Origin of the sequence: Pseudomonas sp. CFBP13509 (assembly GCF_005233485.1) — a bacterium.
Lineage (GTDB): Bacteria > Pseudomonadota > Gammaproteobacteria > Pseudomonadales > Pseudomonadaceae > Aquipseudomonas > Aquipseudomonas marginalis.
Genome location: NZ_QGAA01000009.1, coordinates 252,981 through 270,954, shown reverse-complemented (window position 1 = coordinate 270,954; position 17,974 = coordinate 252,981). Strand labels below are relative to the sequence as shown.

13 protein-coding genes are annotated in these 17,974 nt (G+C 59.6%); 10 read left to right on the top strand and 3 right to left on the bottom strand.

The genetic code is table 11. The features are described 5' to 3' along the window. Positions 1–3 precede the first annotated feature (3 nt). From glpE to PspCFBP13509_RS17405, 5 genes are all read left to right on the top strand, one after another. Positions 4–333: a thiosulfate sulfurtransferase GlpE gene (glpE, locus tag PspCFBP13509_RS17425; RefSeq protein WP_065925391.1), complete on the top strand. Its 330-nt coding sequence runs from the start codon at positions 4–6 to the stop codon at positions 331–333. 284 nt (positions 334–617) lie between these two features. After that, positions 618–2,540 carry a PrkA family serine protein kinase gene (locus PspCFBP13509_RS17420; protein WP_003194732.1) on the top strand — a complete coding sequence of 641 codons (1,923 nt, stop codon included), beginning with the start codon at positions 618–620 and terminating at the stop codon, positions 2,538–2,540. Between the two features lie 113 nt (positions 2,541–2,653). Further along, positions 2,654–3,925 (top strand): YeaH/YhbH family protein, encoded by a 1,272-nt coding sequence (locus PspCFBP13509_RS17415; protein WP_065925392.1) that lies wholly within the window; start codon positions 2,654–2,656, stop codon positions 3,923–3,925. Next, positions 3,922–5,487, top strand: coding sequence for a SpoVR family protein (locus PspCFBP13509_RS17410; RefSeq protein ID WP_065925393.1), 1,566 nt, complete (start codon positions 3,922–3,924; stop codon positions 5,485–5,487). Before PspCFBP13509_RS17415 ends, PspCFBP13509_RS17410 begins: the two co-directional genes overlap by 4 nt. A 63-nt stretch (positions 5,488–5,550) precedes the next feature. Continuing rightward, the gene (locus tag PspCFBP13509_RS17405) at positions 5,551–6,783 is read left to right on the top strand and encodes a multifunctional CCA addition/repair protein (protein WP_137212404.1); all 1,233 of its coding nucleotides are present in this window, start codon (positions 5,551–5,553) and stop codon (positions 6,781–6,783) included. Here the strand turns inward: PspCFBP13509_RS17405 and folK are convergent. Then, complete coding sequence (folK, locus tag PspCFBP13509_RS17400; RefSeq protein WP_137212403.1) at positions 6,766–7,296, bottom strand: 2-amino-4-hydroxy-6-hydroxymethyldihydropteridine diphosphokinase; 531 nt, start codon at positions 7,294–7,296, stop codon at positions 6,766–6,768. The genes PspCFBP13509_RS17405 and folK overlap by 18 nt on opposite strands. Then, complete coding sequence (gene folB / locus PspCFBP13509_RS17395; RefSeq protein WP_046069798.1) at positions 7,287–7,640, bottom strand: dihydroneopterin aldolase; 354 nt, start codon at positions 7,638–7,640, stop codon at positions 7,287–7,289. Before folB ends, folK begins: the two co-directional genes overlap by 10 nt. Positions 7,641–7,712: 72 nt before the next feature. Here folB and plsY point away from each other — a divergent pair, with 72 nt between their 5' ends. Further along, positions 7,713–8,282, top strand: coding sequence for a glycerol-3-phosphate 1-O-acyltransferase PlsY (gene plsY / locus PspCFBP13509_RS17390; RefSeq protein ID WP_065925396.1), 570 nt, complete (start codon positions 7,713–7,715; stop codon positions 8,280–8,282). A 33-nt stretch (positions 8,283–8,315) separates the two neighbouring features. Here plsY and tsaD read toward each other — a convergent pair whose 3' ends face one another. Beyond that, positions 8,316–9,341, bottom strand: a complete 1,026-nt coding sequence (gene tsaD / locus PspCFBP13509_RS17385) for a tRNA (adenosine(37)-N6)-threonylcarbamoyltransferase complex transferase subunit TsaD (protein WP_027605922.1) — start codon at positions 9,339–9,341, stop codon at positions 8,316–8,318. 203 nt (positions 9,342–9,544) lie between these two features. Here tsaD and rpsU point away from each other — a divergent pair, with 203 nt between their 5' ends. The 4 genes from rpsU to PspCFBP13509_RS17365 all read left to right on the top strand — a co-directional run bounded on the left by rpsU (position 9,545) and on the right by PspCFBP13509_RS17365 (position 17,959). Beyond that, positions 9,545–9,760 carry a 30S ribosomal protein S21 gene (gene rpsU / locus PspCFBP13509_RS17380; protein ID WP_002551877.1) on the top strand — a complete coding sequence of 72 codons (216 nt, stop codon included), beginning with the start codon at positions 9,545–9,547 and terminating at the stop codon, positions 9,758–9,760. A gap of 445 nt (positions 9,761–10,205) precedes the next feature. Beyond that, positions 10,206–12,176, top strand: a complete 1,971-nt coding sequence (dnaG, locus tag PspCFBP13509_RS17375; protein WP_027605924.1) for a DNA primase — start codon at positions 10,206–10,208, stop codon at positions 12,174–12,176. 67 nt (positions 12,177–12,243) lie between these two features. Further along, a complete protein-coding gene (gene rpoD, locus PspCFBP13509_RS17370; protein WP_065925398.1) occupies positions 12,244–14,094 on the top strand; it encodes an RNA polymerase sigma factor RpoD in 1,851 nt (616 codons plus the stop codon). A gap of 121 nt (positions 14,095–14,215) precedes the next feature. After that, positions 14,216–17,959: a bifunctional diguanylate cyclase/phosphodiesterase gene (locus PspCFBP13509_RS17365; protein WP_065925399.1), complete on the top strand. Its 3,744-nt coding sequence runs from the start codon at positions 14,216–14,218 to the stop codon at positions 17,957–17,959. The last annotated feature ends 15 nt before the right edge of the window (positions 17,960–17,974 follow it).

Below are 17,974 nucleotides of genomic sequence, written 5' to 3'. Positions count from 1 at the left end.
GCCATGAGCGAATTCAAACGTATCCCTCCCGAACAAGCCCAGGCCCTGCGCGAGCAAGGTGCAGTGGTGGTTGATATCCGCGACCAGCCTACTTACGCCGCCGCCCATATCGCTGGCGCCCAGCATCTGGACAACGTCAACATCGCTGATTTCATCCGTGCCGCCGACCTTGATGCACCGCTGATCGTGGCCTGCTACCACGGCAATTCCAGCCAGAGCGCAGCCGCCTACCTGGTCAGCCAGGGCTTCTCCGACGTCTACAGCCTGGACGGCGGCTTTGAGCTGTGGCGTACGACGTATCCTGCAGAAATTGCCTCCGGCGATTCGCAATAATTTTTTTCACACCCCGCTACCCCGCGTGACGCTTGGGCTCGCGCCGTTTCTGACGAACGGCGCAGCCAAACTAATTGCTCATCATCCCTTGCCCTCTCCGATTCCGACTATCCTTAAGCGCAGGCCATCCGAATCAGGGGAGAGCCGGTACACCGGCGTACGGGTCATCGGTAGCGTTTCAGGGTGTTCTGGGGGGAAAACAGCCATTGGCGTTCGCCAATGACTGCCAGCATCGACTGATAGATCCGGCGTCGGCTCCACGTATCGAGCGAGGTGACGACGTCATGAGTATTTTCAGCCACTTCCAACAACGCTTCGCGTCCACACAGCAGGAAGAACTCACGCTGCAAGAGTATCTCGAGCTGTGCAAGCAGGACCGCAGCACCTACGCATCTGCCGCCGAACGCCTGTTATTGGCGATTGGCGAGCCGGAGCTGGTGGAAACCGCCAATAATTCGCGCCTGTCGCGAATATTTTCCAACAAGGTGATCCGCCGCTATCCGGCCTTTGAAGACTTCCATGGGATGGAAGAATGCATCGACCAGATCGTCTCCTACTTCCGCCACGCCGCCCAAGGCCTGGAAGAGAAGAAACAGATCCTCTACCTGCTCGGCCCCGTTGGCGGTGGTAAATCGTCCCTGGCCGAAAAACTCAAGCAACTGATCGAGAAGGTGCCCTTCTACGCCATCAAGGGCTCGCCGGTCTTCGAATCGCCCCTGGGCCTGTTCAACGCCACGGAAGATGGCGCGATCCTCGAAGAAGACTTCGGTATCCCACGACGCTACCTCAACACCATCATGTCGCCCTGGGCCACCAAGCGCCTGGCCGAGTTCGGCGGCGACATCAGCCAGTTCCGCGTGGTGAAACTCTACCCGTCGATCCTCAACCAAATCGGCGTGGCCAAGACCGAACCGGGCGATGAGAACAACCAGGACATCTCGGCGCTGGTGGGCAAGGTCGATATCCGCAAGCTGGAGGAATTCCCGCAGAACGACGCCGACGCCTACAGCTACTCGGGCGCGTTGTGCCGGGCCAACCAGGGCCTGATGGAATTCGTGGAAATGTTCAAGGCGCCGATCAAGGTGCTGCACCCACTGCTCACCGCCACCCAGGAAGGCAACTACAACAGTACCGAAGGCCTGGGCGCGATTCCGTTCACCGGGATCCTGCTGGCCCACTCCAACGAATCGGAATGGCACACCTTCCGCAACAACAAGAACAATGAAGCCTTCATCGACCGGATCTACATCGTCAAGGTGCCGTACTGCCTGCGGGTCAGCGATGAAATCAAGATCTACGACAAGCTGCTGTTCAACAGCTCCCTGGCCAAGGCCCACTGCGCACCCGACACACTGAAGATGCTCGCCCAGTTCACCGTGCTGTCGCGTCTCAAGGAGCCGGAAAACTCGAATATCTATTCGAAGATGCGCGTGTACGACGGCGAGAACCTCAAGGACACCGATCCCAAGGCCAAGTCGATCCAGGAATATCGCGACACAGCGGGCGTGGATGAAGGCATGAACGGCCTGTCGACGCGCTTTGCGTTCAAGATCCTGTCCAAGGTCTTCAATTTCGACCCCCATGAGATCGCCGCCAACCCGGTGCACCTGCTGTATGTGCTGGAGCAGCAGATCGAACAGGAACAATTCCAGGCCGAAACCCGCGAACGCTACCTGCGCTTCCTCAAGGAATACCTCGCGCCGCGCTACATCGAGTTTATCGGCAAGGAAATTCAGACCGCGTACCTGGAGTCCTACAGCGAGTACGGCCAGAACATCTTCGACCGCTACGTGCTGTATGCGGACTTCTGGATCCAGGACCAGGAATACCGCGACCCGGAAACCGGCGAAATCCTCAACCGCGTAGCCCTCAACGAAGAATTGGAGAAGATCGAGAAACCCGCCGGCATCAGCAATCCGAAGGATTTCCGCAACGAAATCGTCAACTTCGTACTGCGTGCCCGCGCCAACAACAACGGCAAGAACCCTACCTGGCTCAGCTACGAGAAGCTGCGGGTGGTCATCGAGAAGAAAATGTTCTCCAACACCGAGGATCTGCTGCCGGTCATCAGCTTCAATGCCAAGGCCAGCAAGGAGGACCAGCAAAAACACAACGACTTCGTCACACGAATGGTCGAGCGCGGCTACACCGACAAACAGGTACGACTGCTCTCCGAGTGGTACCTGCGGGTACGCAAATCGCAGTAAGGCAGCGATGGGCGTCAACTGCCAGGTCATGGGCCTGGCAGTTGACCGCTTGTCTCTAAGCTTCCAGCTCGCCGCTTGAAGCTTGTAACGTGAAGCTGCCCGGAGGGCTCCTCATGAGCTATGTGATCGACCGACGCCTTAATGGCAAGAACAAGAGCACGGTAAACCGCCAGCGTTTCCTGCGGCGTTACCGTGACCACATCAAAAAGGCCGTTGAAGAGGCCGTCAGCCGCCGCTCCATTACAGACATGGAGCATGGCGAACAAATCAGCATTCCCGGACGCGACATCGACGAACCGGTGCTGCACCACGGCCGGGGCGGCAAGCAGACCGTCGTACACCCCGGCAATAAAGAGTTCACCACCGGCGAGCATATCCAGCGCCCGCAGGGCGGTGGCGGTGGCAAAGGCCCGGGCAAGGCCGGTAACTCCGGCGAAGGCATGGACGAGTTCGTGTTCCAGATCACCCAGGAAGAATTCCTCGAGTTCATGTTCGAAGACCTGGAACTGCCCAACCTGGTGAAGCGTAACCTGACCGGCACCGATACCTTCAAGACCGTACGCGCCGGGATCAGCAACGAAGGCAACCCCTCTCGAATCAACATCATCCGCACGCTGCGCTCGGCCCATGCACGGCGTATCGCCCTGTCGGGCAGCAGCCGCGCCAAATTGAGGACGGCAAAGGAAGAGTTGGCGCGTTTAAAGCGCGAAGAGCCAGACAACTTCGGCGATATCCAGGAAATCGAGGCGGAAATAGAGAAACTCAGCGCGCGTATCCACCGCGTGCCGTTCCTCGATACCTTTGACCTCAAGTACAACCTGCTGGTCAAGCAGCCCAACCCCAGCTCAAAAGCCGTGATGTTCTGCCTGATGGACGTGTCAGGCTCAATGACCCAGGCGACCAAGGACATCGCCAAGCGTTTCTTTATCCTGCTGTACCTGTTCCTGAAGCGGAACTACGACAAGATCGACGTGGTGTTCATCCGCCATCACACCAGCGCACGGGAAGTGGATGAGGAGGAGTTCTTCTACTCGAGGGAAACCGGCGGCACCATCGTGTCCAGCGCCTTGAAGCTGATGCAGGAGATCATGGCCGAGCGCTACCCGGCCAACGAGTGGAATATCTACGCGGCCCAGGCCTCCGACGGCGACAACTGGAACGACGATTCGCCGATCTGCCGCGACATCCTGATCAACCACATCATGCCGTTTGTGCAGTACTACACTTACGTCGAAATCACCCCCCGTGAGCACCAGGCCCTGTGGTTTGAATACGAGCGCATCGGCGAAGCCTTTGCCGACACGTTCGCCCAGCAGCAACTGGTCTCGGCCGGCGATATCTATCCGGTCTTCCGTGAACTCTTCCAGCGCAGGTTAGTGACATGACCGCCAAAAAAGAGACTAAGCGCCAACCCATTTCCACCGGCTCCGAGTGGACCTTTGAACTGATCCAGGCCTATGACCGGGAAATCAGCCGCATCGCGGCGGGTTATGCCCTGGACACCTACCCCAACCAGATCGAAGTGATCACGGCCGAACAGATGATGGATGCCTATGCTTCCGTCGGCATGCCCCTGGGTTACCACCACTGGTCGTACGGCAAACACTTCCTCAGTACCGAAAAGTCGTACACCCGGGGGCAGATGGGGCTGGCCTACGAGATCGTGATCAACTCCGACCCGTGCATCGCCTACCTGATGGAAGAAAACACCATCTGCATGCAGGCGCTGGTGGTGGCCCATGCCTGCTATGGGCACAACAGCTTCTTCAAGGGCAACTACCTGTTCCGCACCTGGACCGACGCCAGCTCGATCATCGATTACCTGGTGTTTGCCAAGCAGTACATCATGCAGTGCGAGGAGCGCCACGGTATCGACGCCGTGGAGGACTTGCTCGACTCCTGCCATGCCCTGATGAACTATGGCGTCGACCGCTACAAGCGCCCGTACCCTATTTCTGCCGAGGAAGAGCGCCTGCGCCAGAAGGAGCGCGAAGAGCACCTGCAGAAGCAGATCAACGACCTGTGGCGCACCATTCCCAAACGCGCCGGCAAGAACAGCGACAAGGACAACGCGCGATTCCCCTCCGAACCACAGGAAAACATCCTGTACTTCCTGGAAAAGCACGCACCGCTGCTGGAGCCGTGGCAACGGGAAATCGTGCGTATCGTACGCAAGATCGCCCAGTACTTTTACCCACAGCGCCAGACCCAGGTGATGAACGAAGGTTGGGCGACGTTCTGGCACTACACGCTGATGAACGACCTGTACGACGAAGGCCTGGTCACCGACGGCTTCATGATGGAGTTCCTGACGTCCCACACCAGCGTGGTGTTCCAACCCGGCTTCGACAGCCCGTATTACAGCGGGATCAACCCTTACGCGCTGGGTTTTGCCATGTACCGCGATATTCGGCGCATGTGCGAACACCCCACCGATGAGGACCGCCGCTGGTTCCCGGAAATCGCCGGCAGTGACTGGCTGTCGACGATCAAGTTCGCCATGAGCAGCTTCAAGGATGAGAGCTTTATCCTGCAGTACCTCTCACCCCAGGTGATCCGCGACCTCAAACTGTTCAGCATCCTGGATGATGACCTCAAGGATGACCTGGTGGTGCCGGCCATCCACGATGAACCCGGCTACCGCACCATCCGTGAAACCCTGGCGGCACAATACAACCTGGGCAACCGTGAGCCCAACGTGCAGATCTACAGCATCGATGTGCGCGGCGACCGCTCGCTGACCCTGCGCCACCAGCAGCACGACCGCAAACCCCTGGGCGAATCCACCGAAGAAGTGCTCAAGCACCTGCATCGGCTCTGGGGCTTCGACATCCACCTGGAAACCCTGCAGGGCGACCAAGTGATGAAGACCCACCATGTACCACCGCGCAACGATCACAACGACAACGACTACGGCCGCCTGGACCTGGCCGTCGTTCATCTCTGAAACAGCAAAGCCTCCATTGGCCAGGCACAGGCGGTATCCTGTGCCGCTAATGGAGGCTTTTTCATGAAAATCTACAAAGTCGGCGGCGCCGTGCGTGACCGCCTGCTGGGCATCAAGGTCACCGATGTCGACCGCGTGGTCGTCGGCGCGAGCACCGAAGAGATGCTCGCCAAGGGCTTCAAGCCAGTGGGTTCGGACTTCCCGGTGTTCCTCGATCCAAAAAACGGCGACGAGTACGCCCTCGCCCGTACCGAACGCAAGAGTGGTCGGGGTTACGGTGGTTTTGTGTTTCACGCCAGCCCCGAGGTGACGCTGGAAGAAGACCTGATCCGTCGCGACCTGACCATCAACGCCATCGCCGAAGACGACGACGGTAACCTGACTGATCCGTATCACGGCCAGCGCGACCTTGAGTCCCGCATACTTCGTCACGTTTCCCCCGCATTCGCCGAAGATCCACTCAGAGTTCTGCGTGTCGCCCGTTTTGCCGCGCGCTACGCACACCTGGGTTTTACGGTAGCACCGGAGACACTGGAGCTGATGCGTCAACTCAGCGAGTCCGGTGAATTGGAAGCCCTGACCCCGGAGCGCAGCTGGAAAGAAATCTCCAGGGCGTTGATGGAAGATCAGCCCCAGGTGTTTATCCAGGTACTTCGGGACTGTAATGCGCTGAAGATCTTGATGCCGGAAGTGGACGCACTCTTTGGCGTGCCACAACCCGAGGCCCATCACCCCGAGATCGACACGGGTGTGCACACCTTGAGCGTGCTGGAACAAGCTGCCGAGCACAAACAGCCCCTGACCGTACGCTGGGCCTGCCTGCTGCATGACCTGGGCAAGGGCCTGACGCCTGTGGATAAGTTACCGCAGCACATCGCTCATGAGCATCGAGGCTTGAAGCTGATCAAGGCCGTCAATGAGCGCTTCAAAGTGCCAAGGGATTGCCAGGAATTGGCGCTGTTGGTGGGCCAGTATCACACCCACGGTCATCGCGCGCTGGAGCTGAAAGCCTCGACGTTGCTGGAGTTGCTGCAAAGTTTTGACGTATACCGCAGGCCACAGCGCTTTGAGGAGTTTGTGGTCGCCTGCGAAATGGATGCCCGGGGCCGCAAGGGGCTGGAGCGAAGAAGTTATCCACAGGCGGATTACTTACGCGGCGCGGCGAAAGCAGCGCGCGAGGTTGCAGTTGCGCCACTGCTTGAGCGGGGATTCAAGGGGCCGGAGTTGGGCGAGGCGCTCAAGCGTGAACGACTCAGGGCACTCAAAGCCTACAAGGAACTACACAAACCCTTGTAGGAGCGAGTCCGGGGTGAGTTGCTGGCCCTGCCATTCAAACCCGACAGGCGCCAGCACCTGATCAATCTGAGCATCACGCCACAACGCAGCCATCGTCTTGCCCGCTTCAGGGTGCACCCGGTCCGGCGCCATCATCGACAGCGGCCACAGCACAAAGGCATTTTTCAGGATCTCCGCCCGCGGCAGGATCAAACCATCGAAGTCACCCACCAACTCGCCGTACAGCAGCACGTCGATATCCAGCGGCAGGCCTTTGCGATCCGGCGCATAGCGGCCATTGTCAGCCTCGATGGATTTCAACCGACGATCCAACTCCATCAATGACAGGTCGGTATAGGCCGACACCACCAGATTGAAGAATGGCCCGCTTTTGATGCCCACCGGCTGGCTCTCGAACACCGCCGAGCAGCACATATCCGTAAGGAAACTCGCCAACGCGTCGAGCCCGGCGCGCAGGTGGGGCTCGCGCTCGATATTACTACCGAGGCCAAGGTAAACCTGAGTCAGCGACATCCGCGCTCAATCTCCACGCCTACACCCTTGGCAGCCGGCACTGCGCCGGGCTTGGTCAGCTTGAGGTGCAGCCAGGGAATCTGGAACTCGCTCATCAGCACTTCGGCGAGGCGTTCGGCAAAGGTCTCGACCAGCTGGTACTGGGACTGCTCGGCAAAGGCCTGGATCCGCGCGGACACACTGGCGTAATCCAGTGCCAGGGCCAGGTCGTCGCCAGCCGCAGCCGGGCGGTTATCCCAAGCGAAGCTCAGGTCCAGGCGCAGGCATTGGCGGATCCCGCGCTCCCAGTCGTAGGCCCCGATCACGGTGTCGACTTCCAGGCCTTCGATAAACACTCTGTCCAAGCTCTTCTCCGCAGCACGACAAGGGCGCGATGCCCCGTTAGAATCAGGGCATCCTCGCCCGGAATAGTTAGCATGTTTTGGTCACTGGCGATTCTCGCCTACCTGCTCGGCTCGCTGTCCTTCGCCATTTTGCTCAGCCGCCTGACGGGAAATCCCGACCCGCGAATGAGTGGTTCAGGCAATGCCGGCGCCACCAATATGTTGCGCCTGGCCGGCAAGAAGCTCGCCGTACTGACGCTGCTGGGCGACGTATGCAAGGGCCTGTTGCCCGTACTGATCGCCAGCCTCGCCGGCCTGACCCTGCAGCAGCAGGCCTGGGTGGGCGTGTGCGCCGTCCTCGGCCATCTGTTTCCCCTGTACTTCCGTTTTCGCGGTGGTAAAGGTGTCGCCACGGCAGCCGGCATGCTGCTGGGGATCTACCCGCCGGCGGCGTTGCTGGCCGTGCTCGCCTGGCTGCTGACGTTCTACCTGACCCGCACCAGCTCGCTGGCAGCTCTGATCGCCACACCGCTCACCCTGCCGTTGCTGGCCTGGCAGGAACCGGCGGCGCTGCTGCCGATGAGCGTGCTGACACTGCTGATCGTCTGGCGACACCGGGGCAATCTACGCGACCTGTTTGCCGGGCGCGAACGGCATTTTTAAATACCGCCAATGAGCCCGACTCACGTTGCACTCTTACAAGGGCGGCAGCTGCTCCATCGGCCAGCGCGCCTGCACGCTGATCGCCAGGCTTTCGTGCTGCCCCGCCTGCAGGCGCTGACAACCGGCATAGGCGATCATCGCGCCGTTGTCGGTGCAGAACTCAGGGCGGGCGTAGAACACATCACCCTTCATATCACCAAGCATCTTTTCCAATGAACTGCGCAACGCCTTGTTGGCGCTGACGCCACCGGCGATCACCAGGCGCTTCATGCCGGCCTGTTTCAGGGCACGCTTGCACTTGATGGTCAAAGTCTCCACCACGGCCTGCTGGAACGCCAGCGCGATGTCGCAACGGGCTTGCTCACTGTCGTCCCCGGCGCTGACACTGTGCTGCCAGGTATTCAACGCGGAGGTTTTCAAGCCGCTGAAGCTGAACATCAGACCAGGGCGATCGCACATCGGGCGCGGGAAGGTGTAGCGACCGACAACGCCTTTTTCGGCCAGGCGGGCGATTTCCGGCCCACCCGGGTAATTGAGGCCCATCATCTTCGCGGTCTTGTCGAAAGCTTCGCCGGCGGCGTCGTCCAAGGACTCGCCCAACAGCGTGTATTGACCGATTCCGTCGACCTGGACCAGCTGCGTATGCCCGCCCGAAACCAACAAAGCGACGAACGGGAACTGCGGCGGGTTTTCTTCCAGCATCGGCGCCAGTAAATGGCCTTCCATATGGTGCACGCCGAGGGCCGGAATGCCCCAGGCAAAAGCCAGCGCCTGGGCACAAGAGGCGCCAACCAGAAGGGCTCCGACCAATCCAGGGCCCGCCGTATAGGCAATCGCATCGATCTCGGTCGGCACGCAACCGGCCTCGTCCAACACCTGGCGAATCAACGGCAGCATACGTTTGACGTGATCACGACTGGCCAGCTCCGGCACAACGCCGCCATAGGCCCGATGCAAGTCGATCTGACTGAACAGTGCATCGGCCAAGAGCCCGCGTTCACTGTCGTAAAGTGCGACACCGGTTTCGTCGCAGGAGGTTTCAAGTCCCAGTACTAGCATGGGTTTGCGCCTTGTAGAGGCTGAATTCGAAGGCGCGCATAATAGTCGCCACTCCCCCTCCCGACTAGCGGTTTTCGATCAGAGGCTTTGCATTCCTGCCAATGAGGGGTTAACATCCGCAACCCTTAAAAACCGACGACCTCAGCCGCGAATTTTTTGCGACGAGAACGTTGATTCCCGGTAATGAAAGAAGGTAGCTCTGGATGCCAGCCGTCAAAGTAAAAGAGAACGAACCCTTCGACGTAGCTCTGCGTCGTTTCAAGCGCTCCTGCGAAAAAGCCGGTGTTCTGGCTGAAGTTCGTAGCCGCGAATTTTATGAGAAGCCAACTTCTGAGCGTAAGCGTAAAGCAGCAGCCGCTGTTAAGCGTCACGCCAAGAAAGTTCAGCGCGAACAGCGCCGCGCCGTTCGTCTGTACTAATACACAGACGTTCGTAGCAAGCTTCTGCCAAGCCCGGCCCTCAGCCGGGCTGTTGGCATTTGCGGATATCGCTTGATGCTTCATCGTTGACGCCGCACACGCGACTGATACACCTGCTTCAAACGTCAGGACTGGCTCTTTTGCCAGCGGTGCACGTCTCTTCTGACGAGCCTAACAAGGCTACTGACGAGCACACTCATTTTATAAGCAGGCGATCAACTGTATCGGCTGTGCCCAGCGACGAGCATCCGAGGCCACGATTGGCCGGCGCCGGACTCGAGGGCAACATTTCCAGGCCGACACACTGATTGAAACTAACGTCAGTGAATGTTCGGCAGATACACTTCCTGACAGCCCAAGCAGACGATTGATGGTCAAGCCATTCGATACGTGCGCTTGAGCACTTCACGGGCACTCATTTACACGCAGTGATGACGAGAACGCCATGGCCGGGCTGATTCCCCAGAGCTTTATTGACGACCTTCTGAACCGCACCGACATTGTCGATGTTGTCAGCTCGCGCCTGCAATTGAAGAAGGCCGGCAAAAACTACACAGCCTGCTGCCCGTTCCACAAGGAAAAAACCCCGTCATTCAGCGTCAGCCCCGACAAGCAGTTCTACTACTGCTTCGGCTGCGGCGCAGGCGGCAACGCCCTCGGCTTCCTGATGGACCACGACAACCTGGACTTCCCCCAGGCGATCGAGGACCTGGCGAAAGCCGCCGGCATGGAAGTCCCCCGCGAAGAAAGTGGCCGCCCGCATAAACCACGGCAACCCACCGACTCGCCTCTGTACCCGCTGCTGACTGCCGCTGCCGACTTCTACCGTCAGGCCCTTAAAAGCCATCCACAGCGCAAGGCCGCCGTCGACTACCTGAAGGGGCGCGGCCTGACCGGCGAAATCGCCCGCGACTTCGGCCTCGGCTTTGCTCCACCTGGCTGGGACAACCTGTACAAACACCTGAGCAGCGATACCCTGCAGCAAAAAGCCATGATCGACGCCGGCCTCCTGGTTGAGAACGCCGAGACCGGCAAGCGCTACGACCGCTTCCGCGACCGCGTAATGTTCCCGATCCGCGACAGCCGTGGCCGCATCATCGCCTTCGGCGGCCGAGTGCTGGGGGATGACAAGCCCAAGTACCTGAACTCCCCGGAAACCCCGGTATTCCACAAGGGCCAGGAACTCTACGGCCTGTTCGAAGCGCGCAAGAACAATCGAAACCTCGATGAAATCATCGTGGTCGAAGGCTATATGGACGTGATCGCCCTGGCCCAGCAAGGTTTGCGCAACGCCGTGGCCACCCTCGGCACCGCCACCAGCGAAGAACACTTGAAGCGCCTGTTTCGCGTCGTGCCAAGCGTGCTGTTCTGCTTCGACGGCGACCAGGCCGGCCGCAACGCCGCCTGGCGCGCGCTCGAAGCCACCCTGTCGAGCCTGCAGGATGGGCGCCGCGCGCGCTTCCTGTTCCTGCCCGAAGGGGAAGACCCGGATACCCTGGTGCGCTCCGAAGGCACCGACGCATTCCGCGCCCGCATCAATCAACATGCGCAGCCGTTGGCGGATTATTTCTTCCAGCAACTGACCGAAGAAGCCGACCCACGCTCCCTCGAAGGCAAGGCCCATATGGCCACCCTCGCGGCACCCTTGATCGACAAGGTTCCAGGGGCGAACCTGCGCACCCTGATGCGCCAACGCCTGCTGGAAATTACAGGACTGAGTGGCGAGGCCGTCAGCCAGCTGGTGCACAGCGCGCCGCAGGACGCGCCGCCTGCCTACGACCCAGGCATGGATTATGACGCCATGCCGGACTATGCCGACTTCCATCAACCCCAGGAGGCGTATGCCCCCCAGCAGGAATGGACGCCGAAGAAGCCCGGTGCCGGCGGCAAGAAATGGGACAAGAAACCCTGGAGCAAAAACGGCAAGCGCGGTGATCGCGATGAAGCCTACGCACCTCGCACGCCGGTCGCCGTAGAAGCGCCCACATTGATTGCCCTGCGCACGCTTATCCACCACCCGCAATTAGCGAGCAAGGTTGAAAGCGCCGACCATTTTGCCAACGCGAGCAATACCTACGCTCAGGTGCTGATCGCACTGATCGAGGCCGTGCAGAAAAATCCTAAGCTAAACTCCATTCAGCTGATGGCTCGCTGGCATGGCACGGAACAGGGTCGTTTGTTGAAGGCACTCGCGGAAAAGGAGTGGCTAATTGACGGCGATAACCTTGAACAACAGTTTTTAGACACCATTACTAGGTTATCCGCGGGTCAGCACACGCAGACCCTCGATGAACTGATCAAGAGAGCAAGACAGCCGGGATTATCGGCTGAAGAGCAAATTCAGATAGCAAAACAGATGCGCGACCTCTTAAAACAGAATGTTTCCGCATCAAACCCGACCTCAGCTGGCGTGTGAGGTCATAGCTCGGGTATAATCCTCGGCTTGTTTTTTGCCCGCCAAGACCTTCAGTGGATAGGGTGTTATGTCCGGAAAAGCGCAACAGCAGTCTCGTATCAAAGAGTTGATCACCCTTGGTCGTGAGCAGAAGTATCTGACTTACGCAGAGGTCAACGATCACCTGCCTGAGGATATTTCAGATCCAGAGCAGGTGGAAGACATCATCCGCATGATTAATGACATGGGGATCCCCGTACACGAGAGTGCTCCGGATGCGGACGCCCTTATGTTGGCCGACGCCGATACCGACGAGGCAGCCGCTGAAGAAGCCGCTGCCGCGTTGGCCGCGGTGGAGACCGACATCGGTCGCACGACTGACCCTGTGCGCATGTATATGCGTGAAATGGGTACCGTCGAGTTGCTGACGCGCGAAGGCGAGATCGAAATCGCCAAGCGTATCGAAGAGGGTATCCGTGAAGTGATGGGCGCAATCGCGCACTTCCCTGGCACGGTTGACCACATTCTCTCCGAGTACACTCGCGTCACCACCGAAGGTGGCCGCCTGTCCGACGTCCTGAGCGGTTATATCGACCCGGACGACGGCATCGCGCCGCCTGCTGCCGAAGTACCGCCGCCTGTCGATGCCAAAGCCGCGAAAGCGGACGATGACACCGAAGACGACGAGGCTGAAGCCAGCACCGACGACGAAGACGAAGTCGAAAGCGGCCCAGACCCGATCATTGCTGCCCAGCGTTTCGGCGCGGTTTCCGATCAAATGGAAATCACCCGCAAGGCCCTGAAAAAGCACGGTCGCTCCAACAAGCTGGCAATTGCCGAGCTGCTGGCGCTGGCTGAGCTGTTCATGCCGATCAAGCTGGTCCCGAAGCAATTCGAAGGCCTGGTTGAACGCGTTCGTAGCGCCCTTGAGCGTCTGCGTGCACAAGAGCGTGCGATCATGCAGCTCTGTGTCCGTGATGCGCGCATGCCGCGTACCGACTTCCTGCGCCAGTTCCCGGGCCACGAAGTTGACGAAAGCTGGAGCGACGCCCTGGCCAAAGGCAAGGCGAAGTACGCTGAAGCCATTGGTCGCCTGCAGCCGGACATCATCCGTTGCCAGCAGAAGCTGACCGCGCTTGAGACCGAAACAGGTCTGACGATTGCCGAGATCAAGGACATCAACCGTCGCATGTCGATCGGTGAGGCCAAGGCCCGCCGCGCGAAGAAAGAGATGGTTGAAGCGAACTTGCGTCTGGTGATCTCCATCGCCAAGAAGTACACCAACCGTGGCCTGCAATTCCTCGATCTGATCCAGGAAGGCAACATCGGCTTGATGAAGGCTGTGGACAAGTTCGAATACCGTCGCGGCTACAAGTTCTCGACTTATGCCACCTGGTGGATCCGTCAGGCGATCACTCGCTCGATCGCCGACCAGGCCCGCACCATCCGTATTCCGGTGCACATGATCGAGACGATCAACAAGCTCAACCGTATTTCCCGGCAGATGTTGCAGGAAATGGGTCGCGAACCGACCCCGGAAGAGCTGGGCGAACGCATGGAAATGCCTGAGGATAAAATCCGCAAGGTATTGAAGATCGCTAAAGAGCCGATCTCCATGGAAACCCCGATCGGTGATGACGAAGACTCCCACCTGGGTGACTTCATCGAAGACTCGACCATGCAGTCGCCAATCGATGTCGCCACTGTTGAGAGCCTTAAAGAAGCGACCCGCGACGTACTGTCCGGCCTCACTGCCCGTGAAGCCAAGGTACTGCGCATGCGTTTCGGCATCGACATGAATACCGACCACACCCTTGAGGAAGTCGGTAAGCAGTTTGACGTGACCCGCGAGCGGATCCGCCAGATCGAAGCCAAGGCGTTGCGCAAGTTGCGCCACCCGACGCGGAGCGAGCATCTGCGCTCCTTCCTCGACGAGTGACACCAGAACCCCCGGCCCAGGCCGGGGGTTTTGCTTTGTACAGATAAAATCCCGCGCAAATCCCCTCCCCCGTAATGCCCGTCTACACTCGAAACATTCCCCGTGCCATAACGAGACCGTTATGCCCAGATTGCCGACTGTGTTACTGCTGTCGCTGCTGACCTGGACCGCAACGGCTGGCGCGTTGACTCTTAGCGATGATGAGCGTGGCTGGCTGGCGGACCATCAGGAGTTGCGCGTGGGGGTGGACGCCTCCTGGCCACCTTTCGAATACCGTGATGAAGAGGGCCGCTACCAAGGCCTGGCGGCGGACTACGTACGCCTGATCCAGGAACGCCTGGGGGTCAGGATCAAACTGATTGAGCCGGTCAATTGGAGTGCCTTGCTGGAGCGGGCACGCCACAACCAACTCGACCTGCTGCCGGGCATCATGTCTACCCCCGAGCGCCAGGACTTCATGGCATTCACACGCCCTTACCTGGACTTTCCCATTGTCATCCTTGCCCATGAAGGCGGCGCCCGACCACGCAACCTCAATGACCTTTATGGGCTGAAGATTGCCGTGGTGGAAAATTATGCCCCCCATGAACTGCTACGCACCCACCATCCAGACCTCAACCTGGTGGCCCTGCCCAATGTCAGTTCGACGCTGCAGGCGTTGGCCACCGACGAAGTCGACGCCGTGGTGGGCGACCTCGCGTCAAGCGTCTGGAGTCTGCGCCAGCTCAAGCTCGATGGCCTGTACGTAAGTGGTGAAACGCCGTACCGCTATCAATTGGCGATGGGTGTACCACGGGACAACAAAATACTGGTGGGCATCCTGGACAAGGTTCTCGCTGACCTCAGCCCGGCCGAAACCGAAGCCATCCAGCAACACTGGGTGGGCAGCCTCACCGACCACCGTACGTTCTGGACCGACCTGCTGATGTACGGCCTGCCCGCCGTGCTGTTGTTGAGCACCGTATTGGCCATCGTCATTCGGATCAATCGCCGACTGAGCTCGGAAATTTCCCGCCGCGTCGCCCTCGAACAGGAACTGCGCAGCAGCGAATACCACTATCGCGGCCTGGTGGAGAGCCTGTCTGCCATCGCCTGGGAAGCCAGCGTTAGCGATTTCACCTACAGCTATGTGTCACCCCACGCCGAGGATCTGCTCGGTTACCCGCGCGCCCATTGGCTGATTCCGGGCTTCTGGCGCAATATCATTCACCCCGCCGACCTCATCCGCGCCGAAGCCTATTGCTACCGGGAAACCCGCGCCAACCGCGACCACAGCATCGACTATCGGGTGATCACGGCGGACGGCCGCTGCCTTTGGGTGCGCGACATTGTGAGCCTGATCGAACACGGCCATGAGCCAGTGTTGCGGGGCTTGATGATCGACATCAGCGAAGCCAAACGTACTGAAGAGGCGCTGCAGCTTTCCGAGCAAAAATTTGCTTCCGTGTTTCAGCAATGCCCGGACATCCTGGTGATCGCGCGACTGTCCGATGGCTGCCTGCTTGAGGTCAACAAAGCATTTGAGGACCAAGTGGGCCTGAAAGCCGCGCAGGTGATCGGAAAAACCGCGACCGCCCTGAATATCTGGGGCATCCCCGGTATCGGCCCCGATCTGTTGAAACGCGTGCAAACCACCAGCATTCGCAACCTGGAAATGCCCTTTCTGCGCAGCAATGGCCAGGCCTTTATCGGGCTGATTTCCGCCGAGCCGTTTCAACTCGACACCACTGAAGCCATTGTGGTGGTGGTCCGCGACATCACCCAGCTCAAGGAAACCCAGCAACAACTGCAAATCTCCGAAGAGAAATTCGCCAAGGCCTTCCACGCCTCTCCCGATGGCTTGCTGCTGAGCCGCCAGCGGGATGGCCTGCTGATTGAAGTGAACGATGGTTTCAGTCGCATCACCGGCTTCAACAGCACGACATCCCTCGACCAATCGACCCTTGACCTGGGCATCTGGGTCGATCTTAACGAACGCAAACACATGCTGGAGTTGATGCATCAAGATGGATACGTGCGTGACTTCATCTGCCATATACGCCGCAGCGACGGGCAGATCCGGCTGTGCGAAGTCTCCAGCCGACCACTGCCAATTGCCGGTGAAGACTGCATGCTCACCATCGCCCGGGACATCACCGAGCGCCAGCTGATGCAGGAAAAACTGCAACAGGCCGCCACGGTATTCGAGAGTACCGCCGAGGGCGTATTGATCACCGACACGCGCCAGAACATCAGCGCCGTCAACCGCGCCTTCAGCGAGATCACCGGCTACAGCGAAGCCGAAGCCCTTGGCCAGACACCGCGCCTGCTCGCCTCCGGCCTGCATGACAGTGCCTTCTACGCCGCCATGTGGCACCAGTTGACGGCCCAAGGTCATTGGCAGGGCGAAATCTCCAACCGCCGCAAGAACGGCGAGTTGTACCCCAGCTGGCTGACCATCAGCGCCGTGCGCAACCGCGACCAGTTGATCACGCATTTTGTCGCGGTGTTTGCCGACATCTCCAGCCTCAAGCTGGCCCAGGCGCGCCTCGACTATCAGGCGCACCACGACCCGCTGACCGGCCTGCCGAACCGCACACTGTTTGAAAGTCGGCTGCAGGCGGCCCTCAACGGCCATCAGGAAACCGGCAAACAAGGCGCGGTGCTGTTTCTCGACCTGGATCGTTTCAAACACATCAATGACAGCCTCGGCCACCCGATCGGCGACCTGCTGCTCAAAGACATCGCAGTACGCCTCAAGGAGCAACTGCGTGACATCGACACCGTCGCGCGCCTGGGCGGCGATGAATTCATCATCCTGCTGCCCGGCCTGCAACACGCCAGCGACGCCGAGCAACTGGCCAATAAGCTGCTGGCCTGCTTCACCCCACCGTTCCAGGCCGGCGAACACGAGTTCTTCATCAGCGCCAGCATCGGCACCAGCCTGTACCCCCAGGACGGCACCGACGTGGCCACCCTGGTCAAGAACGCCGACGCCGCGATGTACCGCTCCAAGGCCAAGGGGCGTAACCGGGTCGAAAGTTACACCCGCGACCTGACAGCTCAGGCCAACGAGCGCGTGGCACTGGAGCACGAACTGCGGCGAGCCATCGAACGTGATGAGTTGGTCCTGTATTACCAGCCAAAACTGAGCCTGCTGACACAAGAATTGATCGGCGCCGAAGCCTTGATCCGCTGGCACCACCCCACCTTTGGCGACGTCTCGCCCGAACACTTCATTGCCCTGGCCGAAGAGAACGGCATGATCCTGCAGATTGGCGACTGGGTGCTGGAGCACGCCTGCCTGCAAATGCACACCTGGCAAAGCACTTTCGATGGTTTTGGCCCGCTATCGGTCAACCTCGCCGGCGCGCAACTGCGCCACCCTGGTTTACTGGCTCGTATCGAACAGCTACTACGCGACTACAGCCTCGAACCGGGCTGCCTGCAACTGGAGATCACTGAAAACTTCATCATGAGCCAGGCCGAAGAAGCGCTGGCAGTCCTGCACCAACTCAAGCGCCTGGGCGTACAGCTGGCGATCGACGATTTCGGCACCGGCTATTCGTCCCTCAGCTATCTCAAGCGCCTGCCCCTGGATTTCCTGAAGATCGACCAGTCCTTCGTCCGCGGCCTGCCTGACGACCCCCACGACGTCGCCATCGTGCGCGCCATCATCGCCCTGGGCCACAGCATGCAATTCACCATCATCGCAGAAGGCGTGGAGAACCCCGCGCAGCAAGCCTTCCTGGCCGCTGAAGGCTGCGAACAGATGCAGGGCTACATTGTCAGCCTGCCACTACCGCCCGAGCTTTTTGCGGCTACCTTCCTTCGCAGGAGCATTGAGGATTTTTCGGATAGCACAGTGGAGAAACCATCGTTATAATCCGCGACCTACTGA